The organism is endosymbiont of Ridgeia piscesae, assembly GCF_001443665.1.
Classification (GTDB): domain Bacteria; phylum Pseudomonadota; class Gammaproteobacteria; order Chromatiales; family Chromatiaceae; genus Endoriftia; species Endoriftia persephonae.
On record NZ_KQ557123.1, the window covers coordinates 92915 to 116303 of the forward strand.

The window sequence follows — 23389 nt, forward strand, 5'->3', positions numbered from 1 at the left end:
GGATAGGACTCGCCCTGCATAGCAAAAAAAAGCGGGGCCGAAGCCCCGCATGTCACTCACTAAAGAGTGAAGATGTGATCAGACAATGTTACGCGGTGCGAACGACATGGTGCGGAACTCATCCTTATACTCGGAGGGGCCAAGATTCTTGATCTTGCAGACACCGAGTTTGTAGTTGTAGTTACCACTGACGTTATCCACCACACGCCCCTGCAGCGCATTCGAAGGCTGACCCTGAGTGATGAAGTAGGAATAGAGTGCCCCTTTCTTCACATGTGGCGTAACGATCGCGATCGCCGTGGTGGCACCCTTCTCCAGTGCGATATGGCCGTTCTTCATCAGCTCGGAAAACTGGAAGTCTTTGCCATGCACACCCTTGATGGTGTTCTTGTGCACCGGTACGCGGTTGGAGTAGAGCATCACCCGATCACCCGACTCAATACCGCGGACTGCGGCATCATCCGGATGGATCTCGGTGAAGTTCTCCGGCCAACGCTGGGTGATGTAGGCGCGACGCTCAATATCGTCGAAGCCAGACTGCCAGACTTCGTTGATACGACCGTTGGTGTGCCACAGCTCGTCCTCTTTCGGACTCATCCACTCCCAGTAGTCTGCATAGAGGCTCCAGGGGTGTTTCTGGATGTTCACACGACCGGTCTGGGAATTGAAGTGGGTTCCCTTCTTGTTGATCATGTTGGCACCCTTGGTGCGCCCTTCCTTCTCGATCTGCTCCTGAGTCATAGTGGTGTTGTGCAGCCGCACCGACCCCAACAGCTCGCCAGTCTCGTAGTTGTAGAAGGTCGGCCCCTGGATGCCCTCGGTACCCAACTCTGCCAGCTTCTGATGCAGGGTCTTGCCCTCGGCATGGGCGGCGACCTTGATCATGTGGTAGGCTTTGCGGTTACCACGACTGGAGCGGGAGGACTCTTCGCAGACCTGGTTGGAGTCTTTCCAATCGAAGCCTTCGAAACCCATTCGCTTGGCCAGCCCGGCGATGATCCACCAGTCCGGCTTGGCATCACCGGGTGCATCGTAGAACTTCTGGTAGAGGCGGATACGACGCTCGCCATTGGCGCGGGCCAGATCTTCCTCACCCCAGGTGGCAGCCGGAAAAATGATATCCGCAAAGCGGGCGCCGATCGGATCGCGCAGGTAGATATCCTGGTCGATCACCACGGTACCGCCGGAGTCAGCGCGTGCCTTGAGGGTCTTGATGATCTCATCCTTCTCCCAGGAGGTGACCTGGTTTGGATTGTTGGTCACCAGTTCCTCAAACTTCGCGTGCAGACCGTTGGAGCCGGTCATCGCCTGGATCCAGGTGGTGCCGATGACATGCGCCATGCGGGTGTGGCCTGAATAGAGCCAACGATCGGTATCCAGGGAGCGACGACGGCGACCCGGCACCTTCTCCGGTGACCTGTTGCGCGGATAGCTGCCACCACCGGCACCACCACGCTGGTGGCCACCGAAGCGACCAACCACCTGTCCCGGACGCCCACCTGCACCACAGATGGTGGCAATCGAAGAGATTGCATTGGTGTTGCCAGTGTTGTTGGACCAGTAGAAGCCCTTCTCGATACCAAAGGACGCCTTGGGACGCGCCTTGCCAGCCCCAGTCAGCCACTCGGCTGCCTTGTAGAGATCCTTGGCATCGAGACCGGCGATCTTAGCAGCCACCTCGGGCTCATATTCCTTTTGGAACATGACCCAGGCCTTGTAGCCCTTCTTGCCGTAGACACCATTGGTCTGGAACTTGCCCCAGGTGGTACGCCACTGCCAGGGGGTGTTACGAGTACCCTGGCCAAAGCCGGAGCTGGAGCCCCACTTGTCGTTAACCCAGTGCTTGATCCAATCCTTATCCTCCCAGCCGTTCTCCAGGATGATGCGGGAGATGGCACCCAATACCGGGGTATCAGTACCGGGGTTGACCTGCAGGAAGAGCGCATTGCCGCGGCTCTTGGCGTAGGCGATGCCGGCGGTCTCACGCACGTTGAGCCAGATGGTCTTCTGGCCGCGGTCGATGGCGGGCTTGATGAACTGGGTGAAGATCATCGTCTTGGTCTCATACGGATCGGTACCGCAGATCATTAAGACATCCGCATCCCCCCAGTCCTTGTAGGCCGGACCGAAGTTATCGAAACCCGCATCCCGGAAGCCGGGGGTGGAGGTCACATCAGAGGGCGTATCGTGGAAGGTGAACGCCGCGGTCTTGATGTGACGACGGGCAAACTTCTTGATCGCGTAGGTATTCTCGAAGTACTGGTAGGAGTAGGTTTTGACGCTGTAGGCGTTGGCACCGTGCTCCTTGATGACATGCTTGGCCACGTCGGCGGCGATATCAAGGGCGAAGTCCCAGCTCACCGGCTGCAGAGTACCGTTGATCCGCACCAGGGGCGAGGTCAGGCGGTCGTTGGTCGGTTTGTCGGTTTGTCGGTTTGTCGGTTTGTCGGTTTGTCGGTTTGTCGGTTTGTCGGTTTGTCGGTTTGTCGGGGTTGTAGCACTTCTGCGCGATACAGCCACCACGGATCGAGGAGTCACCGCCAACGTTGACGACCTTGGAGTCCTTATCCGGGATGATCACCACATTGTGGGGACGTCCTTTGTGCATCACGACGTTGTGCTGGGTGGGAGCCACCCAAGCCTGCAGCGGACCGGAAGGAAAATCAGTATTAAAGGCGTTCTCTGAGGCCTTCGGGCCACCATCCGGCGCACCTACCGGCCAACGATAGATCTTATAACCGCAGGCCACGATGCAGTAGTCGCAACAGGTGGTCATCACATCCGCGCTTTTCGGCGGCAGCGGTGTATGATCCTCAGGGAGGTAATATTTAGTTGCCATTGTCTATTCTCCTCCTCAGGATTCCTGATAGATTTTCGTTACGACCGAAGATCAGGCCCATCATGCCGACGGCATAGATATCGTCGCCGTCCACCTCCAGCAGCACCTGGGGCAGGCTCTGGTAAGCCTGTCCGGAAACGATGATGCCATGACGCGTCAGATCATAGGTGGAGAGGTGCAGTGGGCACTGGCCCAGTACTCGATGGTTACCCACCGTCTGATACTTGCCGATCATGTTGCCGCCCTGGTGGGTGCAGAGGTAGCTGAAGGCCACCACATCGCGCTGTGAGCCGACGCCGCCGCCAGCCTTCACGCCACCCAGCTTGACCAGCATATTCATCGCGCTGTCATCAGGATAATTGAAGTTCAGCGGCTCGTTATCCTTGAGGGCGCTGAGCTGGCCGATCTTCTTGCGCGGATAACCCACGACACGGGCCTTTGCTGCGGCCTGGCCAGGGAACAGACTGATCGAAACAGTGCTTGCTGCGGCTGCCGCAGAACCACTGTACATCAGGAACTGACGACGGCTGAGCATGCACTTGCCGTGATCTGCTGCAGTCTCGTCTTTTTTCTCGATATCAGACATTATTTTGCCTCCTGTGCCGCTTCAAGCTCAGCCCTGGTGAAGAGCGGTGCATATTCGGGCATCTTGGGTTTCTCTATGGTGATCTCCGGACCGGACATCGCCTCGAGGAACGCCACCAGAGCTGCTTTCTCGTCGTCGGTCAGACCAAGCGGTTTAATCAGCTTGCTCTTGTTCTCTGGGAACAGAGTGGTGCGTCCCTCTTCATCAAAACCACCACGATCGTAGAAGTCGACGACCTCTTCCAGGGTGTAGAAGACACCATTGTGCATATAGGGCGCGGTGTAGCTCAGGTAGCGCAGCGGTGCGGTGCGGAACTTACCCTTGTCCCATGCGTTCTTGGAGCGATAGTAGAAGCCCCAATCTGACTTGGCCTTACGGTAGCCCTCCTGAGTCTGACCCTTGGCATACTGCTCAAAGCGGAAGGTGATCTGTGCCAGGCCGTCCTCTTCCCATCGCTTGTTCGGCGGTACGCCGATATTGTAGAAGTCCTGATCAGAGGCCACTGCGCCGTTATGGCACTGGATACAGCCAGCCTTGCCCTCGAACAGGGCCTTGCCCTTGATCTCTTCAGCGTTCAGAGCACTCTTGTCGCCCTTCAGGTACTTATCCACCTGGGATTCATACTCACCACGACTGTTCAAAGTGCGCTCAAAGGCGGAGATGGCACGCCAGGCGTCGCGAACCAAGGGCCACTCGGTACCGAATACATCACGGAATCGCTCGACATATTCAGGAATCAGTTTCAGCCGTGATTCCATGATGTCGGCCTCACCATTACCGGCTACACCACCCCTGGCAGCACCCCGTGCCTGCTTCTCATTGGAAGAGGCGGAACCAGCCCAGAACTGGCGGGGCATGTAACCGCTATTGACCACGGTCTGACTGTTGCGCCAGTGGACGGTACCGGGATAACCACGGGAGAAGTCCTCAGCCCATGCCCAGCCCTGATCGGGTTCGTGGCAGGTGGAGCAACCGGTGGAGGCATCACCACCGAGACGCGGATCGAAAAAGAGTATCTTGCCCAATTCGACCTTTTCGGGGCTCTGCAGGTTATCCGGCGGAATTGGCGGCGCAGGCAGAGGCGCCAGAGGCGCAGGCCCTTTGGCCATCTTTGCGGCTGCCGGCGCTGCAGCCGGGGCAGCAGACTGTTCCGCCGTCACCTGGGCAGCGCAACCGGCCAGCAGTGCTGTCGTGATGGCAGCGGCCAACAGGGTTGGAGTCTGTTTCATCTTACTCATCGCTGTCTCCTCGACGTTTAGTTCTTGACCTGAGTCCAGTTTTCGATCACTGGATACTCAGCCGGATAGGCTTCCTTGCAGACATACTTGCTGCTGGTCAGAGGCTCACCGGACATGGAGAGCAGGAATGCCTTGAGATCGCTTCTCTCCTGTTTGGAGAGCTTCAGAGGCTTCAGCAACTTGCTCTTGCGGCTATCTTTGCCACCGCCCTTGTTGTAGAAGGCGATCACATCATCCAGCGACTTCAGCATACCGTTGTGCATATAGGGCGCGGTGTATTTCAACTCACGCAGACTGGGAGTCACGAATTTACCCATGTCGTCAGCATTCAGGGTGACGTTGTAGTAACCCGGATCACGCTTCAGGTTCATGTAGTTCTCGATACCCTGAAACATCGCAAAGGCGAGGAATGCCTGGTGGTTCATCGGGTCGAGGAAGACATCAAAGTTCTCGGGAACACCGGTATTATGGGCCTTGCCATCAGAGGCCAGCGGACCGTTGTGGCACTGGATGCAGCCACCCTTGCCCGCGAATACCTTCTTGCCGCGCTTGGCTGCAGCGGACATCTTGCCGGTATCGATAGGCGCTCCGCGAGAGGTCAGGGTCTTCAGGTACTCAGGGATCAACTTACGGATCTTACCGTTTGACGGTTCGCCCATGCCCGCAGCCTTGAACATCTCAAGATATTTTGGATCCTGCTTGACACGCTCCTGCATGATCCGCATATCCATATTCATGATGTAGTCTTCCGTGAGCATCTCACGGGTCATATCGTTCAGGTTGGTGCCGATACGACCATCCCAGTTCCACACCTTCTTATGTGCCGTGTTGACCAGACTGGCGCTGTTGCGAAAATGGCCATTGCCCGGATAACCCGGAGAGAGCGCATCGGGATGCGCATACCCATGCTTCGGTTGATGGCAGTCGGCACAGGCGATACCTGCATCTCCCGACAAACGGCGATCAAAAAACAGCCGTTTACCCAACTCTGCCTTTGCCTTGTTGATCTTCAGATCAGGCAGAGGCGAAATATCGGGATACTTGCCGGCCTGTGCACCGAACGTCATACCCAGTCCCAGCGCTGCCGCCAGCAGGGTATGTCCGGTCTTGACTCGTACACCCATTGGATTTCCTCCAAGTCAGATTATCAATTATCGGTATTCCGAAAATTCTGAATCCGGACCCCGGAACTTAATTGATCTGCCGACGGTCCAATTCGATTCAGCTATTTGCATATTCCGAGCCAAATCCTATCCTGACCAACAAACCCCGGTTTTTCCTATGGTTAGAGCCAGGCCATTGATACAGATCAAGAAATCCCACTTCCCCCAGCTGAATGATCTGTTCCAAAACGCCCCGAACAAATCACTCAGGCACATCAAATCGTTCAACATTCCGAGCACTCGCCCGCTTCGCTCAGATGAGAAGGGTGGCGCAGACAAAGGCACCAAAGATTCAGAAGATCGGCTCACAGCCACCGTAGGCTCAGCTTCAGCCGAGCCAGCCCAACTACAGTCGAACCTACAAACGATTTATTTAAGGAGCCTCTGATCAAGTCATGAATTCATATCTTGTGCCCAGAATATCCAGCTTCTGCGTAGCAAATCTCGGCAACGGCTCCATGCGTTGCCTACCTCCTGCATCCATGTAGTCGTTCGCAATAGCCAGCTATCCCCGACAGGGATGTAGGGGAGGAACGTGAGTAGGGAGCGGTAGCGTTACGGGTGATTTGCGCCTTGAATCTGAATATTCTGAATCACAATCCACTTCGTCCAGACTTAATCAGAGGCTCCTTAACTACCGGGTTAATAGCGTTGGAAGGGAGGGTTTTGAAAGCAATCAGGTAACTATTCAGCTCTTGACTCTGGCAAGAGCTGAATAGTTACGGAATCAGTTACCGGCATTCAGATGGCGCACCGCCTGAAGTAATACCTCGGGCGGCGTCTCATGGGGAAAGATGAAGCGCAACTCTCCATCTGGGGCGATCAGGTAGGTGGCGGCAGAGTGATTGACCGCGTAACCGAAGGCCGAGCCCTCTAATTCCACCTCGTAGTATTGCGCGCCATACTGCTTGGCAACCTTTGCCACGGCTTCTTCCGTGCCCGTCACACCGACCAGATTGGGGTGAAAATATTCCACATAGTCGGCCAGCGACTCCACTGTATCGTGTTGCGGATCAACACTGACAAAGATCGAGACCGTCTTCCGCAACTCCTCATCACTCAACTCACTGAGCGCCTGGGTCAGAAAAGAGAGTGATGTCGGGCAGACATCGGGGCATCTTGTATAGCCGAAATAGAGGAAGATCGACTTGCCGCGGAGCTGCCGAGTATCCAACGGCCCATTGACCGAAGCGAGCACAAAATCCCCACCCGGCGGGGCCTCAACCTGCTCCAGCACCTCATCCTGCCTAGGCGCCTCAGCCCCGGCAACGGCACTGAGCGAAAGAAAAAACAGGCAGAAAAACAGTGACATGAGGAGTCTTTCAGACATATTCATAACCTCTTATAAATAACCCATTGGAATATCTCAAGATTACCCGAAGTCGTTCATCCGGTCATTGCCAATTAATGATGATTGGCCGCCCCACTTCTGCCTCGTCAGAAAAAGAAAACCCGGAGACACCAAATGGCGTATCCGGGTTAAATTGGGGTATCCCAAAGGAGGATGGATTCTATGTTAGTCGTTTAAGTCTTGCGACGCTGTGAACGGACCAGCAGAATGCCAGCCAGGAAGACCAGCAGAGCCACACCCAACGGCATCCCGTAGATATAGACGTAGTCGATCTCCGGCGGCAGTAACAGCCAATACCAGGTACTCAGAGTATGCTTGGAGCCCACCTCGCCGTTGCTACCATCCCAGTTGGCGAAGGAGATCGGCATGAACTGCCCTTCGGCAAAGTCGATATCCCCCTTCTCACCCCCGCTCAGCGGACGACGCATCACCACCTGCCATTTGCCATTCTTCCAGCTGCCATTCGCCTTCAGACTCTTGTCGTCCTCGCGAAACTTCAGCTTGGCATCCGGACCGCTGCCCTCCAGCAGCATCGCCTGGGCCTCGCGCTTCGGCTCAACGCTGCCGGCATTCCAGTACCAGATGGTAGTGTGATGACTCTTGTCACCGTGGCGGTAGAGCGGCTTCTCCACCATCGGTGACGACATATAGGCATCCTCCAAGGGGAACTGGATCGCAAACGCATCCGAGTGCATCTCCTTGCTCTCATCCTGCAGATCAGTGAAGTAGTCGATACCCGGCCGACTCTCGGTGCGGTCATCCACCTCCAGTAGGAAGGCGATCTCCTGGTCGTTGTAGAGCGCCCGCACCGTCACTGCGTCGTTAAGCGGGGTAAAGAGTCGATCCTCCTTGATGATATTGGGCACCAAATGCAGGGTGACTGCACTGGCGCTGTTCCAACGCGTATCTTCCGCTGAACTGGGCAGATCACCCTCCACTTTCGTGCCAGTTACCACCGCGCCGTCCTTAGGCTGCACCGTGGTCTCACGCAGACTGTAGACAAAATTGGCGATATGCCAGCGATCCTCCAGGCTGACCGGATCCTTGTTGCCCTCTTCCACCGCCCGGTGGGCCGGCATCGGCGTGCCGGGTATGCCGATCGAGAGACGAGTGTAGATCGCCTTGATGGTCTCATCCCGCTCCTGCTCAGCAGCGGCGGTCGACTGGGTGGAGCGCCAGGTCCAGGGCTTGGTCAGGTCTCGAGGCCAGATGCGATTACCCCAATCGTCCTCCAGCTTCTTGCCGGAGACGATATTGCCCCTGCCCTCCTTGCCGTGGCACTCCTTGCACGATTTGAGGAAGGCCTCACGTCCCTTCGCCACCGACTCCTCGCTGTAGGGGATCTGTCCTGTCAACGGCTCCACATCGGTGATCTTTCTGAAGTCATCCTTGGTGTAGTGGCCATCATCGTCGAAGGCATCCTCATCCGCCTCTTCCGGCGGCCAGGCGGAGGTAATATCGAAGCGCTTGATTACCGGGATCAGACTGCGGATCTGCTCGTCGCTCATCAGCGGCCCCCAACCGGGCATGGCGGTACCGGTCAGTCCAAATTTGATGGTGTTGAAGAGATCCTCATCCCGTGGCAGTTCGGTGCCCGGCGAGGTCTTGTATTTGAACAGAGCAAGGGAAAAATCACGCGGTTTTGGGTACATATGCTCGGCGGCGATACCGTCACCCGCCCCCTGCTCACCGTGGCAGACCTGGCAGCGGAACTCATAGAGCTCCTGGCCCTGGATCTGCTTACGCTGCGCCAGCACCTGATCCTTCATCCCGGTGACCTGCTTGGAGACTGCCGGATCCCAGATGCGTGGCACCTGACCGTTGTAATCAAAGAGGAAGGTGATGACGTTCCAGACATCCTCCTCACTGAGCATCTCATGCCAGACCGGCATCGCTGAGTTCCAGGGCGTGCCTTCCTTCGGCAGACCAGGACCACCGGTGGTGATACGCCAGAACAGAAACGACTCCTGCAGCTGCGGGATAATGGTCGGATCCTGGAAGTTGATCGGCTGCGGATTGAAACCCTGGGCGTAGTGACCCTGGCCGTTCAGCAGATCGCCGTGGCAATAGAAACAGTTCTGATAGTAGACGTCACGCCCTGCGCTCACCGCCTCTTTGTACTTCTTCCAACCCGTCTCCTTATCAGAGCTCAGAGTCTTAATGATCTCCTCGCGGATCGGATTCTCCAACGAGGCCAGATCGAAGCTCTTGCCATAGGCCTTCACCGACGCAGGTGGCGCCGGATGCACCTGACGCAGCTCTACCGGGGCCTCGTTGGAGGGCTTCACCATGCCATAGACGGTGTAGCCGATGATCGCCGGAATGATGATCAGCAGCGCCCAGCGCACTACCATCAGATTATCATTGCGCAGCGTAGCGAGAACCGGCGCCTGAAACTCTGTCCAGCGGGCGTCATCAAACGAGAAGTAGAGCAGCACGCCGATGATGGTGATGATCATGTACTGGATCATCAGCGTCTTCGGCAGCAGCGGCGGGAAGGCACTATCAAACACCAGGTAGGCGACGACGATGACCAGCACCGCCTGCCAGAATGCGGGGATCCTGAATGACTTCATTATTTTTTCTCTGCCAGAAACGTCACGATCATCCGTAGCTCTTTCACCGTCATCTTCTCGGCAAAATCGAGGGGCATCGCCGGCGGAAAGCCCTCAACAATGACCGCCGAAGGATCGACAATACTCTGACGGATCTCCGCCTCGCTCAGACGCGCCCCAACTGCCCCCAATCCCGGCCCCACCAGGACATCTGCTGAGTCCATCGCATGACACGAACTACAGGCATACTTACCCAACGTCTCTTCGGCGGTCGCTGCTGACGCCGAAAGAACCCCACCAGCCGCCGGCATCGCCGCTGCAACCTCCGCTGCCGCTTCGGGCGATGGCAGGGAGACGGTCACCTCATTGCCATCTTTCGCCTGTAGATAGGCGATGATCGCATCGATCTCCATCGCCGACAGCTGGATTGGTGGTTTATCGATGGCAGGCATCGGTGAGACGGTGTCGTTAGAACCCTTCTTGCCCCAACCAGCGACCACAAAACGGCTCGGATCGAGCATCGATTCATGGATATAACCCGCCGCATCCTTCGCCTCTCCTTGATAGCGGGGATCAGCCAACCGTTTAGCCGAGGTACTCACCATGTCCATGCCCTGGATATCCGGCGCCCGTCCTAACGGGGGCGGCTTGTGACAGAGGGTACAGGTACCCTTGTTCATGAAAAGATCCTCCCCCATGGCGACAAATGCATCCATCGTTAGAGAATCCAGATCGACCCTTCTCTCCACCGGCGCCTCCCCTTCCACCTGGGGCAACAACTGGGTTACTAAGGTAAACACCAAGGTCAATCCCAGGCTAAAACCGATTATCTTGATAAAGATATTCGACCTCGCCCGCTCCCCTGTGGATGCGCCATGCGTATCCAGATCCTTTCCCGAAAGATTTGTCATGCCGCCCCCCCCTCGGTGACCACCACCGGTTTCGCCTGTTTTGTCCCACTCAGATTGGCAACCCAGAACATGAACAGCACAAACAGCAGAAACAACACAGTAACGATGGTGATCATATTGCCCGCGTAACCGATAGTCGGAATGAAGTTATCCGGTGAGTTGTCTTTCATCACCGTATAGACATGCCAGTGGGTCTTCACCGAGGAGCGCACATAGCCCATCAGACCCATCAGCCAGGTAAAAGCGATCGGCAGGGCAAACAGGGCATACTGAGCGCGGTCCGGGATCTTGCCCCAGTGCGAAGGCAGGGTCTTGGCGTTCTTGAACATCAGCGCGTCGATGACGATACCGGAGATGATCACCACCAGCGTCGACGACACCTGAGCCACCGAGGAACCGACCTTGTAGACGGTGTTGGTGAAGTAGCCATAGTAGACGCCGAGAAAGATGACATTAGCTATCGCCACCACATAGATCGCCACCACATAGATCGCCACCATCAGCGCATTGCCGATAGGCGCCCAGGCCACCGTCGCCACCTTGTCGGAGCGGCGGTAGAGCTGGAACGAGAGGAAGGTGACGATCAGCATCAGGTTCACCGCGATATTCTTCGCCGGCATGATCCCCAACGGACCGAGGAGATGGTGGTGGCTGCCACCCAGCTGGGCGATTTCAGACGCCGACAGGATCAGCGTATGCGGCGTCACCCAGGTAAGGAAACAGACCACCAGCACAAACGCGATAAGGCTGATCAGCGGTTTGTAACGCTCCGACCCCTCGGTGCGCGACATGCCCGCCCAGAGGTAGTAGTTACCCGCCAGCAGAATGGTACCGATCAGCACCGCCTGCACAATAAACAGCCAGGCCAGGATGCCACCCATGGCAGTGATGCCCATCTGCTGGGAGTAGGCGTAGATCTCAGCCATTAGCCAGTAACCGGCGAAGGGCAGCGGCAGAAAGGCGAGGATGGCGATAAAGTTGGAGGTGTAGCCCATCCAGTCGTAGTGGGCCCGTTTCTCTGGGTCCTTGGTGCTGAGAAACTTATAGGCCGCATAGGCGCCAACCACCGCGCCACCGAAGCCGATGTTGGCGATAAAGCGATGCAGGTTGATCGGGTTCCACAAAGGCCCCTTCATCACCTCCCAGATATTGCCGATCACCGCGCCGACCTCGTTGACGCCGGAGGGGGCCATCATGAAAGTGGCCCAGGAGTTGGACATCACCATGATGGTCATGCCCGCGCCGTTCAGCAGCAGCCCCAATGACAGATGCACCCACTTGGCGTTGCCGTAACGCATCGCGTTCCAGCCATAGTAATAGGTGTAGAGGAAGAAACTCTCGAGAAAAAACAGCCCAGCATAGACCAGCCACTGGGCGCCGAACACGTGCATCATATAGCCCATAAAGTCGGGATAGAGCAGAAACAGCGCCAGGGCCAGGGAACCCCCGAAAATAGCAGTAATCGAGAAGCCGGTGAGGCTGATCTTCATGAACTCATGGGCCATGCTGTCGTAGCGTTCATCACCGCTCATCACGCCAACCAGCTCGATCACCAACACAAACAGCGGCACCGCCAACACCAGCGCGCCAAAGAACAGGTGCATCTGCGCGAGAATCCACACCACCGCGCGGCTGCTGACCCCGATGTTGGGATAATCTCCACGGCTTGGCTGGGGCGCAGCAATCAGCTCAGGTTCATCGGACTCGGTAGCAGCAAGATCCTCCGCTGGCGTAAAATCCATCCCCTCAACGTGGACCCGGCCGATCGGCGCGATATCACCATCACCCGCCATGCCTGCGCTAGCAGCGGAGAGCCCGACGGCAAACAGCAGAACCATCAGCCCCCCCCGGAGCAGCCCGGGACTCACCCTTTCAAACAGGCTACGCAGTCTCATCTGCCTCATTATCGATTCCCCTTGCCGCTAACCAGCGGGCGTCAGATCCACGTTCAAGGGCAAGCCCTGGATACTCATGATCATCTGATCAAGCCCGTAAAACGCTACCAGCACTGCAACAAAGGCAGCCCCCCAGATAAGCAGGGTGGCAGGCATCCCGAGTTTATTCTGTTCGCTCATATTCCCTCTCCTAACCGTGGTGGACCACAACGCCGCCGGAATAGATAAGCAGCCAGTAGAAGAATGCCAGCACTCCGACCAGGACGGAGGCAAATAACTTTGGACCCCAATTTTTAGCCGAAGCAGAGTGCTGTTCTTTCTCAGACATATTGAAATACCCCTTCCCCAGTGACCGTGAACCCAGCTCCCGCCTAGCAAGCAAATACCAAGCCAAAGCACCCACTCTTCCAAAGCACTCACTCCAACCCCTTGGATTACAGTGGTTTTAACCATTTACCCCACTCCAACTCAGTTTTCATGCAGGCAACTTCGATCCACCTCAAACCCTCTACAGAAAATAAATGAACGATTCTTTCAGCCGCTCCAGCAAAACTGCATCAATTTTTTCAACCCAGCCCGCCGAGCTTCCGCTCAGACACGCGTCGACCGACACACCAGAGGACAAACAATCTCACCGAGAAAAATTGAACGATTTGTTCATTTTTCCACCTCTTGAGGCTACGATCTAAACATCTCATTCCATGCGGCCGGCCATTTTGAACGGGATAATGCTCCACTCACCACTACCTACCGCTCCAGCGCTTTGGCACCGTATTTGCTAGCAAAGGAAAGATTCATCTCCACCAGGCCAGCCATGAATATGCGATCAAAAGCCGAACAGGCACTCATCGAACTGATGAAAAACGGCGATGAAGCCGACCGCTGCTATGCCGCCAGAACACTTGGCACCCTGCACAGCCAAAATGCAGTTGAAACGCTCATCGCGCATCTAACCGACGAGGATATCGACGTCTGCGTCGACGCCGCCGAAGCCCTTGGGCGGATTGGCGACCCGACAGCCGTACCACCACTGCTGAACTCTCTGTCGAAAGAAGAGAGTGGCGAGGTCTGCACCGCAGTCACCAGCGCGCTTGGCATGCTTGGCGGCGAAGCAGCGATCGATGCACTAAAGAAGATCGCAGTGGAGCGTCCCGAAGCCATTGAGTGGGAAGACGACTGGGATAGATGGTGGGATGTCCAGCTTGCCGCGGTAGAGGCACTGGGCAGATATGGCATCGAGGATGCCACTGAGCTGCTGGTCGACATCATGGACAGCGATGCCAGCCAGGACATAGATGCCGAGATCTACCACGCCCTCTCCAGCATCAAGCAGCGAGGCTTTGAAGTACTCTGTGAACGGCTCAAATCGCCTAGCGCGATGCACCGTCGTCGTGCCGTCGCCGCCCTTGGCCGCAGCGGCTCGCCGGATGCCAGCAGCAAGATCGGTCAGAGCCTGCGTGACAAGGCCCCCGAGGTACGCGCCGCCGCCGCCACCGCCCTCGCCAAATTAGGGGCCCACCATTATCTGTCCGCAATAGTGCTGCTATTGCGGGATGAAGACGAAGATGTCCGCTCCGCTGCGGTGGAGGCCAGCAGCCGGCTTGCAGCCAGCCAGGGCGATCCCGAACTGTTGCTCAAGGAGAGCAGCAGCCTGCTCGTCGACCCAAACAGCCTAGTGCGAACCACCACTCTCAAAACCCTCAGCGGGCTGATCCAGCCGGAGGCACTGGAGCAAACAACACGCCAACTGGTCGAACAGAACTTGAGTCACACCGACTTCAATACCGCCGCTGCTGCTGCCGATCTACTCGCCGCCAACCACGCCAGCGAGTCGATCGAGCCGCTCATCGAGATGGTCGGCAACAACACCATCTACTCCATGGCCCGGCGCCATGCAATCCTCGCCCTGCGCAGTTTTGGCATCAACAATAGAGCGATCATCGATGTCCTGAAGAGCGCTGTCCTCGACAAGGATCAGGCGGTACGCATCGGCGCACTCAGCCATCTTGAACAGTTTCCGCTTCAGGAAGATGAGGCAACCGATCAGCAGCCACAGCGTCCACTCGATATTGTGCTGGCTGCGATCAATGGCGAACTGATCAAACCGGAAGAGAGTGAGCTGCCGCCCATTAGCCAGACGGTCGAATTCGACCCCGAGGCCGACAAGATCCTACCCAAGCAGACCGAAGATGAGACCGCTTCTGATGAGCAAGCAGCGACCAGCACCCTGGCAGAGATCACCGGAGCAACAGAAGAGGCTGCCACAACTGCACCGCTGCAACTGCCTGAGCAACCCGGCAGAGTGGTTGAGGTTGGCGAGGTCAACAAGGCGATCTCGACCCTCGATGCCATCGCCATGGACAACGTGGAGGCGACCCTGGGCATAGGCCAGGAGGAGCCGACCGCGGCGCCCGAGTATGACCAGGAGACCGAGGAGTTCCTCAAACTGGTGGAGCAAAACAATCGCACCGCCATGCGAATGAAGAAAAACCGCCGCACCATCCCGCTCGAAGACGATCTGCGCATTCTCGGCCTGCGGGTGCTGACGAAGCAGACCGATGAACGGGCCATCGCCGCAATGCTTCAGGCACTCAACGACGACAACAACGAGATCAGGTATGAAGCCGCACTCGCCATCGCCGAGGCCGCCAAACTCAACCGCGACGCAGCAGGGCTGATGAACGCCATGGGTTCCCTGATCACCCAGCTCGGTCTAGGCGACGAGGACCAACAGATCGCCTGCGCCCGCGCCCTCGGCTATCTCGGCAACAAGGCGGCGATCCTGCCGCTGCTGGATGCACTGCAGTCTGACCTCACCCAGACCAAGATCGAGGCAATCCGCGCCCTCACGAACCTCGCCTTGCACGGCTCTGACCCGGTTGAGGCGGACCACATGGTGACCAAGCCCGTCTCTCCCAAAACGATCGTCCGCAAGATCAAAGGCATGCTGCAGAGCCAAAAGAACGGGGTGCGCATCACTGCCGCCAACGCACTCAGCGAACTGCTGCAGCTCGAAGCACTGGCGGATGAGATCCCCGACACCATCGAGAGGTTGATTGCCACCGCCTTCCTTGGCAGCGGCGAGCATGCGCGCCCAATCGGCAAGATACTGCGTCAGATCGACGCCGAAGCCAGCGCACAACGCCTACTCAAAGAGCTGGCCGAGGTCGACTCCAGCGCTGAACGGCGCTTTGTCATCGAAATGCTCGAAGAACTGTTTGTTTCCCATTCCCAAGAGGGTCAGCCGCAGCAGGCGGCCTGATCCACCAACAAGACTCCACAGGAGATTCAGCACATGAAGAAGTTGATCACCGCGCTCAGCATCGCCGGCCTCTGCGCCCTACCCCTGGCAAGCCAGGCGGCCTACAAGGAAGGCGCTGTCAGCAACGGCGGCACCATCACCGGCACTATCACGTTTGCCGGCAAGGACCTAGCGCCAAAGACCTACAAGATCAGCAAAGACAACGACGTCTGCGGTACCGGTACCCGTGAGATCGACTATGTCCGGGTCGAAGGCGGCAAGCTGATGGACGTGGTGGTCTATCTCGACAAGGTCAAGAGCGGCAAGCCCTTCCCCGCCGACGTGGCGGACGCCACCATCGATCAGCAGGGCTGTGAGTTCAAACCCTTCATGCAGGTGATGCGCAACAACTCCAAGCTCAACGCGGTCAACAAGGATCCGATCCTGCACAACATCCACACCTACGAGCTGATCCGTGGCGACGCCAAAGGGCCGAAAAAGACCATCTCCAACATCTCCCAGCCTGAACCCAATACCGTCACCAGCACCATCAAGATGAAGAAAGGGCCGGCGATGAAGGTCGAATGCGACGCCCACGACTTCATGCACGGTTTTGTCTTCGTTGCCAAGAACCCCCTACTTCGCCAAGATAAAAGCAGACGGCAGCTTTGAGATCAAGGACGTACCGCCCGGTAAATACAAGATCAAGGCCTGGCACGGCTTTTTAAAGAACCAGAAGGGCAAGGTCACGGTTGAAGCCGGTGGCACCGCAACCGTCGACTTTACCTTCAAGTAAGACAGAGGAGAGACCAGGCCATGGCGCTATTGAAACGATTCAATCTGGCACCGCTTGATTACATGGCGATCATCGCCGGCATCATCAACGCACTGGTGATTGGTTCCATCGTTGTCTACTGGTTTCTCAACCAATAACAAAAACCTGATACGGGTTGCGGGGTGATCCCTGCGACCCGTTATCTATCTTCTGATAACGACCAACAGCAAAACGACCCGATACCATGTCATCGCAAGCACAGACCCAACCCACGCAGACTGCGCCGCTGCCGGAATACCGCTCGATCCTGCTCGCAGTCGACTCCTCCGACCACGCCAACCGGGGCACCAGCGAGGCCGTCGCCCTGGCATCGATCTGGCAGAGCGATCTCACCGCCGCCCACGTCTACGCAGCCAAGCTGCACGACGTGCGCTTCCGCCAGATGGAAGGTGGTCTGCCGGAGCAGTTCCGCGAAGAGCAGGAGTTGGAGCGCCAGCGCGATGTGCACGATGACCTAATTACCCGTGGCCTCTCAATCATCACCGACTCCTACCTGGATCAGGCTGAGCGCGAGAGCCGAGAACAGAACATCGAACTCAGACGCCGCTCACTGGAGGGCAAGAACTACCGCGAGCTGGTGAACGAAACCAACAGCGGCAACTACGACCTGCTGGTGATCGGCGCACTCGGGCTCGGTGCGGTCAAGAGCAGCCGCCTCGGCACCGTCTGTCAGCGTGTTAGCCGCCGCAGCGAGATCGACACCCTGGTGATCAAGGAGCCGCAACGCTCCATCGCCAACGGCCCGATCGTGGTCGCGGTGGACGGCTCCGCCAAATCCTACGGCGGCCTGCTCACCGCCCTCAGCCTGGCGCAGCAGTGGCAGGTGCCGGTCAAGGTGATCTCCGCCTTCGACCCCTACTACCACTATGTCGCCTTCAACCGTATCGCCGGCGTGCTCTCCGAAGAGGCGGGCAAGGTATTCCGCTTTCAGGAGCAGGAGAAACTGCACGAAGAGATCATCGACTCGGGTCTAGCGAAGATCTACCAGGGCCACCTCGACGTGGCAAAACAGGTCGCCGCCGACCAGGGTGTCGAGATCGAGACCACACTGCTCGACGGCAAACCCAACGACGTCATCGACCGCTATCTGAAACGGGAGAAACCCTCCCTGCTGATAATTGGCAAGCTCGGCATCCATGCCGATGAGGGGCTCGACATCGGCGGCAACGCCGAGGCACTGCTCAACGACTGCGACTGTGCCATCCTGCTGAGTCAGCGCGAATACCAACCACCGGTGGAGAAGATCGCCGCCGTCACCACCTCATGGACCCACGAAGCGGAGACGCGCATGAACCGCGTGCCTTCCTTCGTACGCAACATGGCACGCATGGCTATCCTGCGTTACGCTCAGGAACGCGGCCACACCGTGATCACCGAGAGCATTGTCGAAGAGGCCACCGCTCAGCTGATGCCCGGACACGCTGAGGATGCAATGACCGAGATCGTAGAAGCCTACGACAAGGGCGAGCTGAAACGTAAACTCAACGCAGAAGAGGCAATACGCTGGAACGACGATGCCAAGGCACTGCTGCTGACCATCGATAACCTCTCTCTGCGCGGTAACCTCAGCATGCGAGCCGAAAAGAAGGCCCGTAGCGAAGGCAAGCGCCAAGTGACCATCCACCATCTGCAGACCTTTCTGGATGACCCCAGCCAGCACAGTTCCGGAGCTGCCTCTTCTGCCTATGGTCACCCTCCCTCGACCACCCAAGCAGATGAGGCAGCTCCCTCTAATCTCCACTGGCAGGCCGCGGCACTAGCGCGTCTGATGCGGGTGCCAGAAGGCTTCATGCGCGACGCCGCCAAACAGCGCATCGAGGACTATGCCCGCGCCCAGGGGCTGAGTGAGGTCAGCCTGCAAACCGCTGAAGCGGGGCTGGCCGAGGCGCGCAAGGCGATGGAAGCCCAGATGCAGGGCGACAAACAGCCCGCTGCCAGCCTGCCGGAAAAGAAAAAAAGCGCCTGCCCCTTCGCCCATCTGGCGCAACCGGCAAAGCCAATCAAGCAGGAAGAGAAAAAACCTAACCTCAACTGGAGCGACCAAGCCCAACAGAGCATGAACAGCGTCCCTGCCGGCTTCTGCCGTGAGATGACCGTGAGGGCTGCCGAAACCATCGCCACGCAACGTGGTCTTGAGCAGATCGACAGCGACTTCATCCAGCAGGTAATAACCACCTTCAAGCAGGGCTCCAGCCAGGTCAGTGAAAGCATGCCCTGGGACGAAACAGCCCGCGAACGTATCGCCCGCGCCCCCAACATGGTGCGCGGCATGCTGGTGCAGGAGATCGAAGGCTGGGCCAGGCGCGAGGGGCATGAACGGGTCGATACGCGGGCGGTAAATGCAGTCAAGCAGGTCTGGACGGAACGCGGTGTGTTCCACCTCGATCCCAACGACTCCCGTAATCAGTAAGCCCAATGCGATGAACGATCTGTTTCTCATCGCCATCAACCTCACCCGCCGCTGCAACCTCGCCTGCGCCCACTGCTACATGGACGCAGCGACCCGCGAGGCAGGCAGCGAGGGTGAGCTGACCACCGACGAGGTGAAGGCACTGCTCGATCAGATCCGCGAGCGGGGCGACGACACCATGGTGGTACTCACCGGCGGTGAACCGTTGCTGCGCCGCGATCTGGAAGCACTGGTCGCCCACGGCAACGGGCTCGGCCTGGCGATGGTAGTCGGCACCAACGGTGTGCTGCTCAACGAAAAGCGCGTCGCCTCGTTCAAAGCGGCCGGCGCGATGGGCATGGGTATCAGCCTCGACTCCCTCGATCCAAACCACCACGACAGCTTCCGCGGCTGTCCCGGCAGCTGGGAGAAAACCCTGGCCGGCATGGAGTTCTGCCGACAGGCCGACCTGCCATTTCAGGTCCACTTTTCCGTGACCGAGCAGAACGCCGATGAGGTGCAGTCGATGATCGACTTCACCAAGGCCGCCGGCGCCCACGTGCTCAATATCTTCTTCCTGGTCTGCACTGGACGCGGTGAGTCGATGTCCGACATCACCCCACAGCGCTATGAACAGGTGTTGCAGCAGCTGGTCGAGGCGCAGGACGCAAACAAGGATCTGCTGCTCCGCGCCCGCTGCGCCCCCCACTACAAACGCATCGCCTACCAGCACGATCCGGAGTCACCGCTGACCCGCGCCCAGGGCTACGAGGGCGGCGGCTGTCTGGCGGGCATCCACTACTGTCGCATCACCCCCGAAGGTGCGGTCACCGCCTGTCCCTACCTGGAGGCGGAAGAGGGCTCGATCCGCCAGGAAAGTTTCTGGCAGATCTGGGACAGTTCACCAACCTTCCAGCAACTACGCAACCCGCAGCTGCATGGCAAATGCGGCAAGTGCGAATACCAGAAGCTCTGCGGCGGCTGCCGCGCCCGCCCGGTGGCGATGGGCAACGGCCTGATGGACGCCGACCCCTGGTGCGACTATCGCCCCGAAGGCGGCGGCATCATCCAGCCGCTGATCCCGCAGATCAGCGATGAGATCCACTGGTCACCAGAGGCGCAGCAGCGCCTCTCTCGGGTGCCCGGTTTTCTGCGCAAGATGGTGCACAAGCGCGCCGAGACCTATGTACGGGAGCAGGGCGAAACCTTGGTCACCCCGGCACACATGGCGACCCTGGCGAAGAATCGCTTCAAGAAGGGCATGCCGGGCCGCCCCGCCAACATCGCCTCGATTGCCGAGGCCGGCGCCAAATCGATCTCCGAGGCCCCCGCCCTACCCTGGACCGGCGAGGCCCAGGCCTATCTCGACCAGCTGCCTCCCTTCCTGCAGCCCGGCGTACAGCAGGTGGCTGAGGATGTGGCGCGCAGCGAGGGCCGGTTTGAGGTCAACATCAAACTATTAGAGCGGCTTGAATCGGAAGATGCAGCCAAACGCGCTTTCCCCTGGAGTGAGGCGGCAGAGCAGCATCTCGCCGAGGCGCTGGCCGACAAGGCGCCCCAGGTAAGAATGTTTGTGCAACCCACCATGGAGGCGGCAGCAGAACGCGAGGTGAAGCGCCGCCACGCCCAACAGGTGGAGCTGCAGGATGTGGAGGCGGTGGCCGCCACCCTGCTGGCCGGGGTCGAGTGGTCGCCAGAGGCGCTGGCGCGAGTCAAATCGGCGCCGGAATTCGTCCGCGCCGGCATCAAGAAGGCCGCCGAGTTCGGCGCCCGCCGCGATAGCCTAGCGGTGATCGGCAGCAACGACCTGACCCGCTACCGCAACCGGGCGATGATGCGGGCGGTGATGCGGATGAAGGGCATGGGCATGAAATCCCTCGACTTCGACGCCTTCGCCGTCGCCAAACAACAAGTCAAACGACTGCAGAACAACCCCCAGGCGGAGCAGTGTTTCTCCAAGATCCGCGACTACGTGGAGGGCCACCAGGCGCCCGACGGCAGTGGCCTCGGCACCCTCGGCCACGATCTGATCGAGCGGATGAAGCAGGAGCTGAAAGAGTGAGCCAGCAGAAGATCCTGATCATCGGCGGCGGCATCTCCGGTCTCTCCACCGCCCGCTGGCTAGCCGACAGCGGCATTCCAGTGGAGCTGTGGGAGGCCGACCAGCGCCTCGGCGGCAAGATCCGCAGCCACCGGGAGTCGGGCTATCTCACGGAGAACGCCGCTGGCATCCTGATGAACTACCGCGCCGAGGTGGACCAACAGATCGACGCTGCCAGACTGAGCGAGCAAAAATGCTCCCGCGGCAGCGATATGCGCCGCTATGTGGTCCAAGGCGGCAGGCTCTGCGAGGTGCCGATGCAGGTGCCGGCACTGCTCGCCTCACCGTTGTGGAGCTGGCGCGGCAAGCTGCGCATGGCCAGCGAACTGCTGGTTGCCAGAGGCGGGAATGAGCAGGAGACAGTGAGCCAGTTTATCCGCCGTCGCTTCGGCAGCGAGATCCTCGAGAAGGTGATGGACCCCTACGTGGCCGGCACCCTCGCCTCCGATCCGGAGCAGGCCAATGCCGCCAGCGTGCTGCCGCGCATGACCGCGCTGGAACGACGCTACGGCAGCATCACCGCCGGCATGTTGATCAATCGACTACTGCATCGGCGGCGTGCCAACCGCGCCGAAGCTTTCTCCTTCCAGGGAGGCATGGGCAAACTGGTCGAACAGCTAGCCGACCACCCGCTGATCAAGCGGCTGTCTGGCACCCGTGCCACCACTCTGCAACAGAGCGGCACAGGCTGGCAGGTCGGCGCCACGGACCGCAGCGGCGCGCAGCTGAGCCGCCAAGTCGATCAGCTGGTGCTCGCCACCCCCGCCGATGCTGCCGCCGGGCTGCTGGATGGGCAGGATGCGAGACTCGCTCGGCTGCTGGATGCGATCGAATATGCGCCGCTGTCGGTACTCCATCTGGGCCTGGCCCGTAAACAGATCAGCCATCCACTCGACGGCAGCGGCTTTCTCACGCCACGCCGGGAGGGGCTGAGTTTCAACGGCAATCTCTGGATGAGCAGCCTGTTCGCGGGACGTGCCCCGAGCGGCCAGGTGCTGCTGACCAGCTACATCGGCGGGGCGCGTCACCCTGAGCGGAGCAACTGGAACGAAGCGCAGGCGCTGACCTATACCCTGGCTGATCTGCGACGTTTGATCGGTCTGCACGGCGAGCCCGATTATCTGCGGCTGGTGCGCCATCCGCGCGCCCTGCCGCTCTACCACGGTGACTATCTGCAGCGCACCCGACAGATCAGAGCGCGTGTCGAGGCACTCCCCGGCCTGCACCTCATCGGCAACTATCTAGATGGTGTCTCGGTACGTGACCGAATTGTGCAAGGCAGTGTCACGGCACAGCGGATTCTCCACAGCAGCCGATCAGAGAGCGGCGCCCAAGCCTTCAGCTACCGGCCCGCCACGGTTGGCTGAAAGAGAACAGCTCGATGAGTGATCCTGTGAACCAATCCGAGCCGGCCGGCGAATTCAAACTCTGGCGGCTGATCCTGGCGGTGCTGCTGATCCTGCTCGGCATCTCGATCAGCGCCCAGTGGTATGCCCGTAACATCACCCTGCCACGTCACTGCGAGGATCCCGACCAGACCCTGCGGCTGGCACGTCAAGTGCTGACCGAACGCACCCCCGCCGGGGAGGAGTCCCGCCGTCCCTACATTATCGCCGCTCGCATCACCTTTCTGGTGCCGCGGGAGGGTGATGAACCCCTCGATGACTACCTACAACGCCTGCGCCGGCATCTGGAACGTGAATGCCGATAACCCCACCACCGCGAACGCTCTCCCGGTTAAGCCTGTTTAAGGGATTTCTGCAGGTCTTTCTGCCGCTGCTGGGAGTGCTGATGGTGGTCGGAATGATGCACTACTACACGGTCTACGCCACCGAACGGGGCGGCCGGGAGTCCAGCGAAACCCTCAATGTGGGGCTGGCTCGGCGCATGATCAATGCGGATATCAGCGCGGTACTGAGCGATCTGCGGTTTCTAGTGGAGCACATCCAGCGCCAGCATGTGTTCGAGATGTCGCCACAGCAGCTGGCCCGGTTGATCGGGCTTGAGTTTCAGGTTTTCGCTGAGAAAAAACGCCTCTACGACCAGATCCGTTTCCTCGACGAGAACGGCCTGGAGGTGGTGAGGGTCAACTTCAACGGCGGTAATCCCCGCATCCTGCCCAACGAAGAGCTGCAGAATAAACGCAATCGCTACTACTTCCAGCAGGCCATTGAGCTGTCGGAGGGGGCCAGCTATTAATCGTTCCGAAAGTATTGGCAGTCTATTTTTGAACTTGCCAAAATATACTTTGTATCTGACATGCGGAAGAAACTCTTAATCAGCGA

General features: G+C 58.7%; 16 protein-coding genes and 1 pseudogene. 8 read left to right on the top strand and 9 right to left on the bottom strand.

Features of this window, described 5'->3' with window-relative positions; translation table 11 throughout:
- Positions 1–78: 78 nt before the first annotated feature.
- The 9 genes and pseudogenes from Ga0074115_RS06315 to Ga0074115_RS16215 all read right to left on the bottom strand — a co-directional run bounded on the left by Ga0074115_RS06315 (position 79) and on the right by Ga0074115_RS16215 (position 12718).
- Positions 79–2839, bottom strand: a pseudogene (locus Ga0074115_RS06315) (molybdopterin-dependent oxidoreductase).
- Positions 2829–3425 carry an arsenate reductase (azurin) small subunit gene (locus Ga0074115_RS06320; RefSeq protein WP_057956081.1) on the bottom strand — a complete coding sequence of 199 codons (597 nt, stop codon included), beginning with the start codon at positions 3423–3425 and terminating at the stop codon, positions 2829–2831. Before Ga0074115_RS06320 ends, Ga0074115_RS06315 begins: the two are co-directional and overlap by 11 nt.
- Complete coding sequence (locus Ga0074115_RS06325) at positions 3425–4663, bottom strand: cytochrome-c peroxidase (RefSeq protein WP_057956080.1); 1239 nt, start codon at positions 4661–4663, stop codon at positions 3425–3427. The genes Ga0074115_RS06320 and Ga0074115_RS06325 overlap by 1 nt, the downstream gene beginning before the upstream one ends.
- A 17-nt stretch (positions 4664–4680) precedes the next feature.
- Positions 4681–5787 (bottom strand): cytochrome-c peroxidase, encoded by a 1107-nt coding sequence (locus Ga0074115_RS06330; RefSeq protein ID WP_057956079.1) that lies wholly within the window; start codon positions 5785–5787, stop codon positions 4681–4683.
- Between the two features lie 766 nt (positions 5788–6553).
- The gene (locus tag Ga0074115_RS06340) at positions 6554–7156 is read right to left on the bottom strand and encodes an SCO family protein (RefSeq protein ID WP_232432935.1); all 603 of its coding nucleotides are present in this window, start codon (positions 7154–7156) and stop codon (positions 6554–6556) included.
- A gap of 194 nt (positions 7157–7350) precedes the next feature.
- Positions 7351–9753 (bottom strand): c-type cytochrome, encoded by a 2403-nt coding sequence (locus Ga0074115_RS06345; protein ID WP_087959744.1) that lies wholly within the window; start codon positions 9751–9753, stop codon positions 7351–7353.
- Positions 9753–10532, bottom strand: a complete 780-nt coding sequence (locus tag Ga0074115_RS06350; RefSeq protein ID WP_232432936.1) for a cytochrome C — start codon at positions 10530–10532, stop codon at positions 9753–9755. Before Ga0074115_RS06350 ends, Ga0074115_RS06345 begins: the two co-directional genes overlap by 1 nt.
- A 107-nt stretch (positions 10533–10639) precedes the next feature.
- Positions 10640–12547, bottom strand: coding sequence for a cytochrome ubiquinol oxidase subunit I (locus Ga0074115_RS06355; protein WP_082626860.1), 1908 nt, complete (start codon positions 12545–12547; stop codon positions 10640–10642).
- A gap of 18 nt (positions 12548–12565) precedes the next feature.
- Entirely contained in the window at positions 12566–12718 is a 153-nt protein-coding gene (locus tag Ga0074115_RS16215; protein ID WP_157292687.1) for a hypothetical protein, read from the bottom strand.
- A gap of 634 nt (positions 12719–13352) precedes the next feature.
- Between Ga0074115_RS16215 and Ga0074115_RS06360 the strand changes: the two genes are divergently transcribed.
- From Ga0074115_RS06360 to Ga0074115_RS06390, 8 genes are all read left to right on the top strand, one after another.
- On the top strand, positions 13353–15800 hold the full coding sequence (locus tag Ga0074115_RS06360; protein WP_060528331.1) for a HEAT repeat domain-containing protein: 2448 nt from the start codon (positions 13353–13355) through the stop codon (positions 15798–15800).
- Positions 15801–15833: 33 nt separating this feature from the next.
- Positions 15834–16451: a cupredoxin domain-containing protein gene (locus Ga0074115_RS06365; RefSeq protein ID WP_232432937.1), complete on the top strand. Its 618-nt coding sequence runs from the start codon at positions 15834–15836 to the stop codon at positions 16449–16451.
- Positions 16402–16575: a carboxypeptidase-like regulatory domain-containing protein gene (locus Ga0074115_RS16650; protein WP_232432938.1), complete on the top strand. Its 174-nt coding sequence runs from the start codon at positions 16402–16404 to the stop codon at positions 16573–16575. The genes Ga0074115_RS06365 and Ga0074115_RS16650 overlap by 50 nt, the downstream gene beginning before the upstream one ends.
- A gap of 223 nt (positions 16576–16798) precedes the next feature.
- Positions 16799–19024, top strand: a complete 2226-nt coding sequence (locus Ga0074115_RS06370; RefSeq protein ID WP_060528332.1) for a universal stress protein — start codon at positions 16799–16801, stop codon at positions 19022–19024.
- Between the two features lie 10 nt (positions 19025–19034).
- The gene (locus Ga0074115_RS06375; RefSeq protein WP_060528333.1) at positions 19035–21065 is read left to right on the top strand and encodes a radical SAM/SPASM domain-containing protein; all 2031 of its coding nucleotides are present in this window, start codon (positions 19035–19037) and stop codon (positions 21063–21065) included.
- On the top strand, positions 21062–22471 hold the full coding sequence (gene hemG / locus Ga0074115_RS06380; RefSeq protein WP_057956562.1) for a protoporphyrinogen oxidase: 1410 nt from the start codon (positions 21062–21064) through the stop codon (positions 22469–22471). Before Ga0074115_RS06375 ends, hemG begins: the two co-directional genes overlap by 4 nt.
- A gap of 14 nt (positions 22472–22485) precedes the next feature.
- Positions 22486–22815 carry a hypothetical protein gene (locus Ga0074115_RS06385; RefSeq protein ID WP_057956563.1) on the top strand — a complete coding sequence of 110 codons (330 nt, stop codon included), beginning with the start codon at positions 22486–22488 and terminating at the stop codon, positions 22813–22815.
- Positions 22806–23303, top strand: coding sequence for a hypothetical protein (locus tag Ga0074115_RS06390; protein WP_057956564.1), 498 nt, complete (start codon positions 22806–22808; stop codon positions 23301–23303). The genes Ga0074115_RS06385 and Ga0074115_RS06390 overlap by 10 nt, the downstream gene beginning before the upstream one ends.
- Positions 23304–23389: the final 86 nt, after the last annotated feature.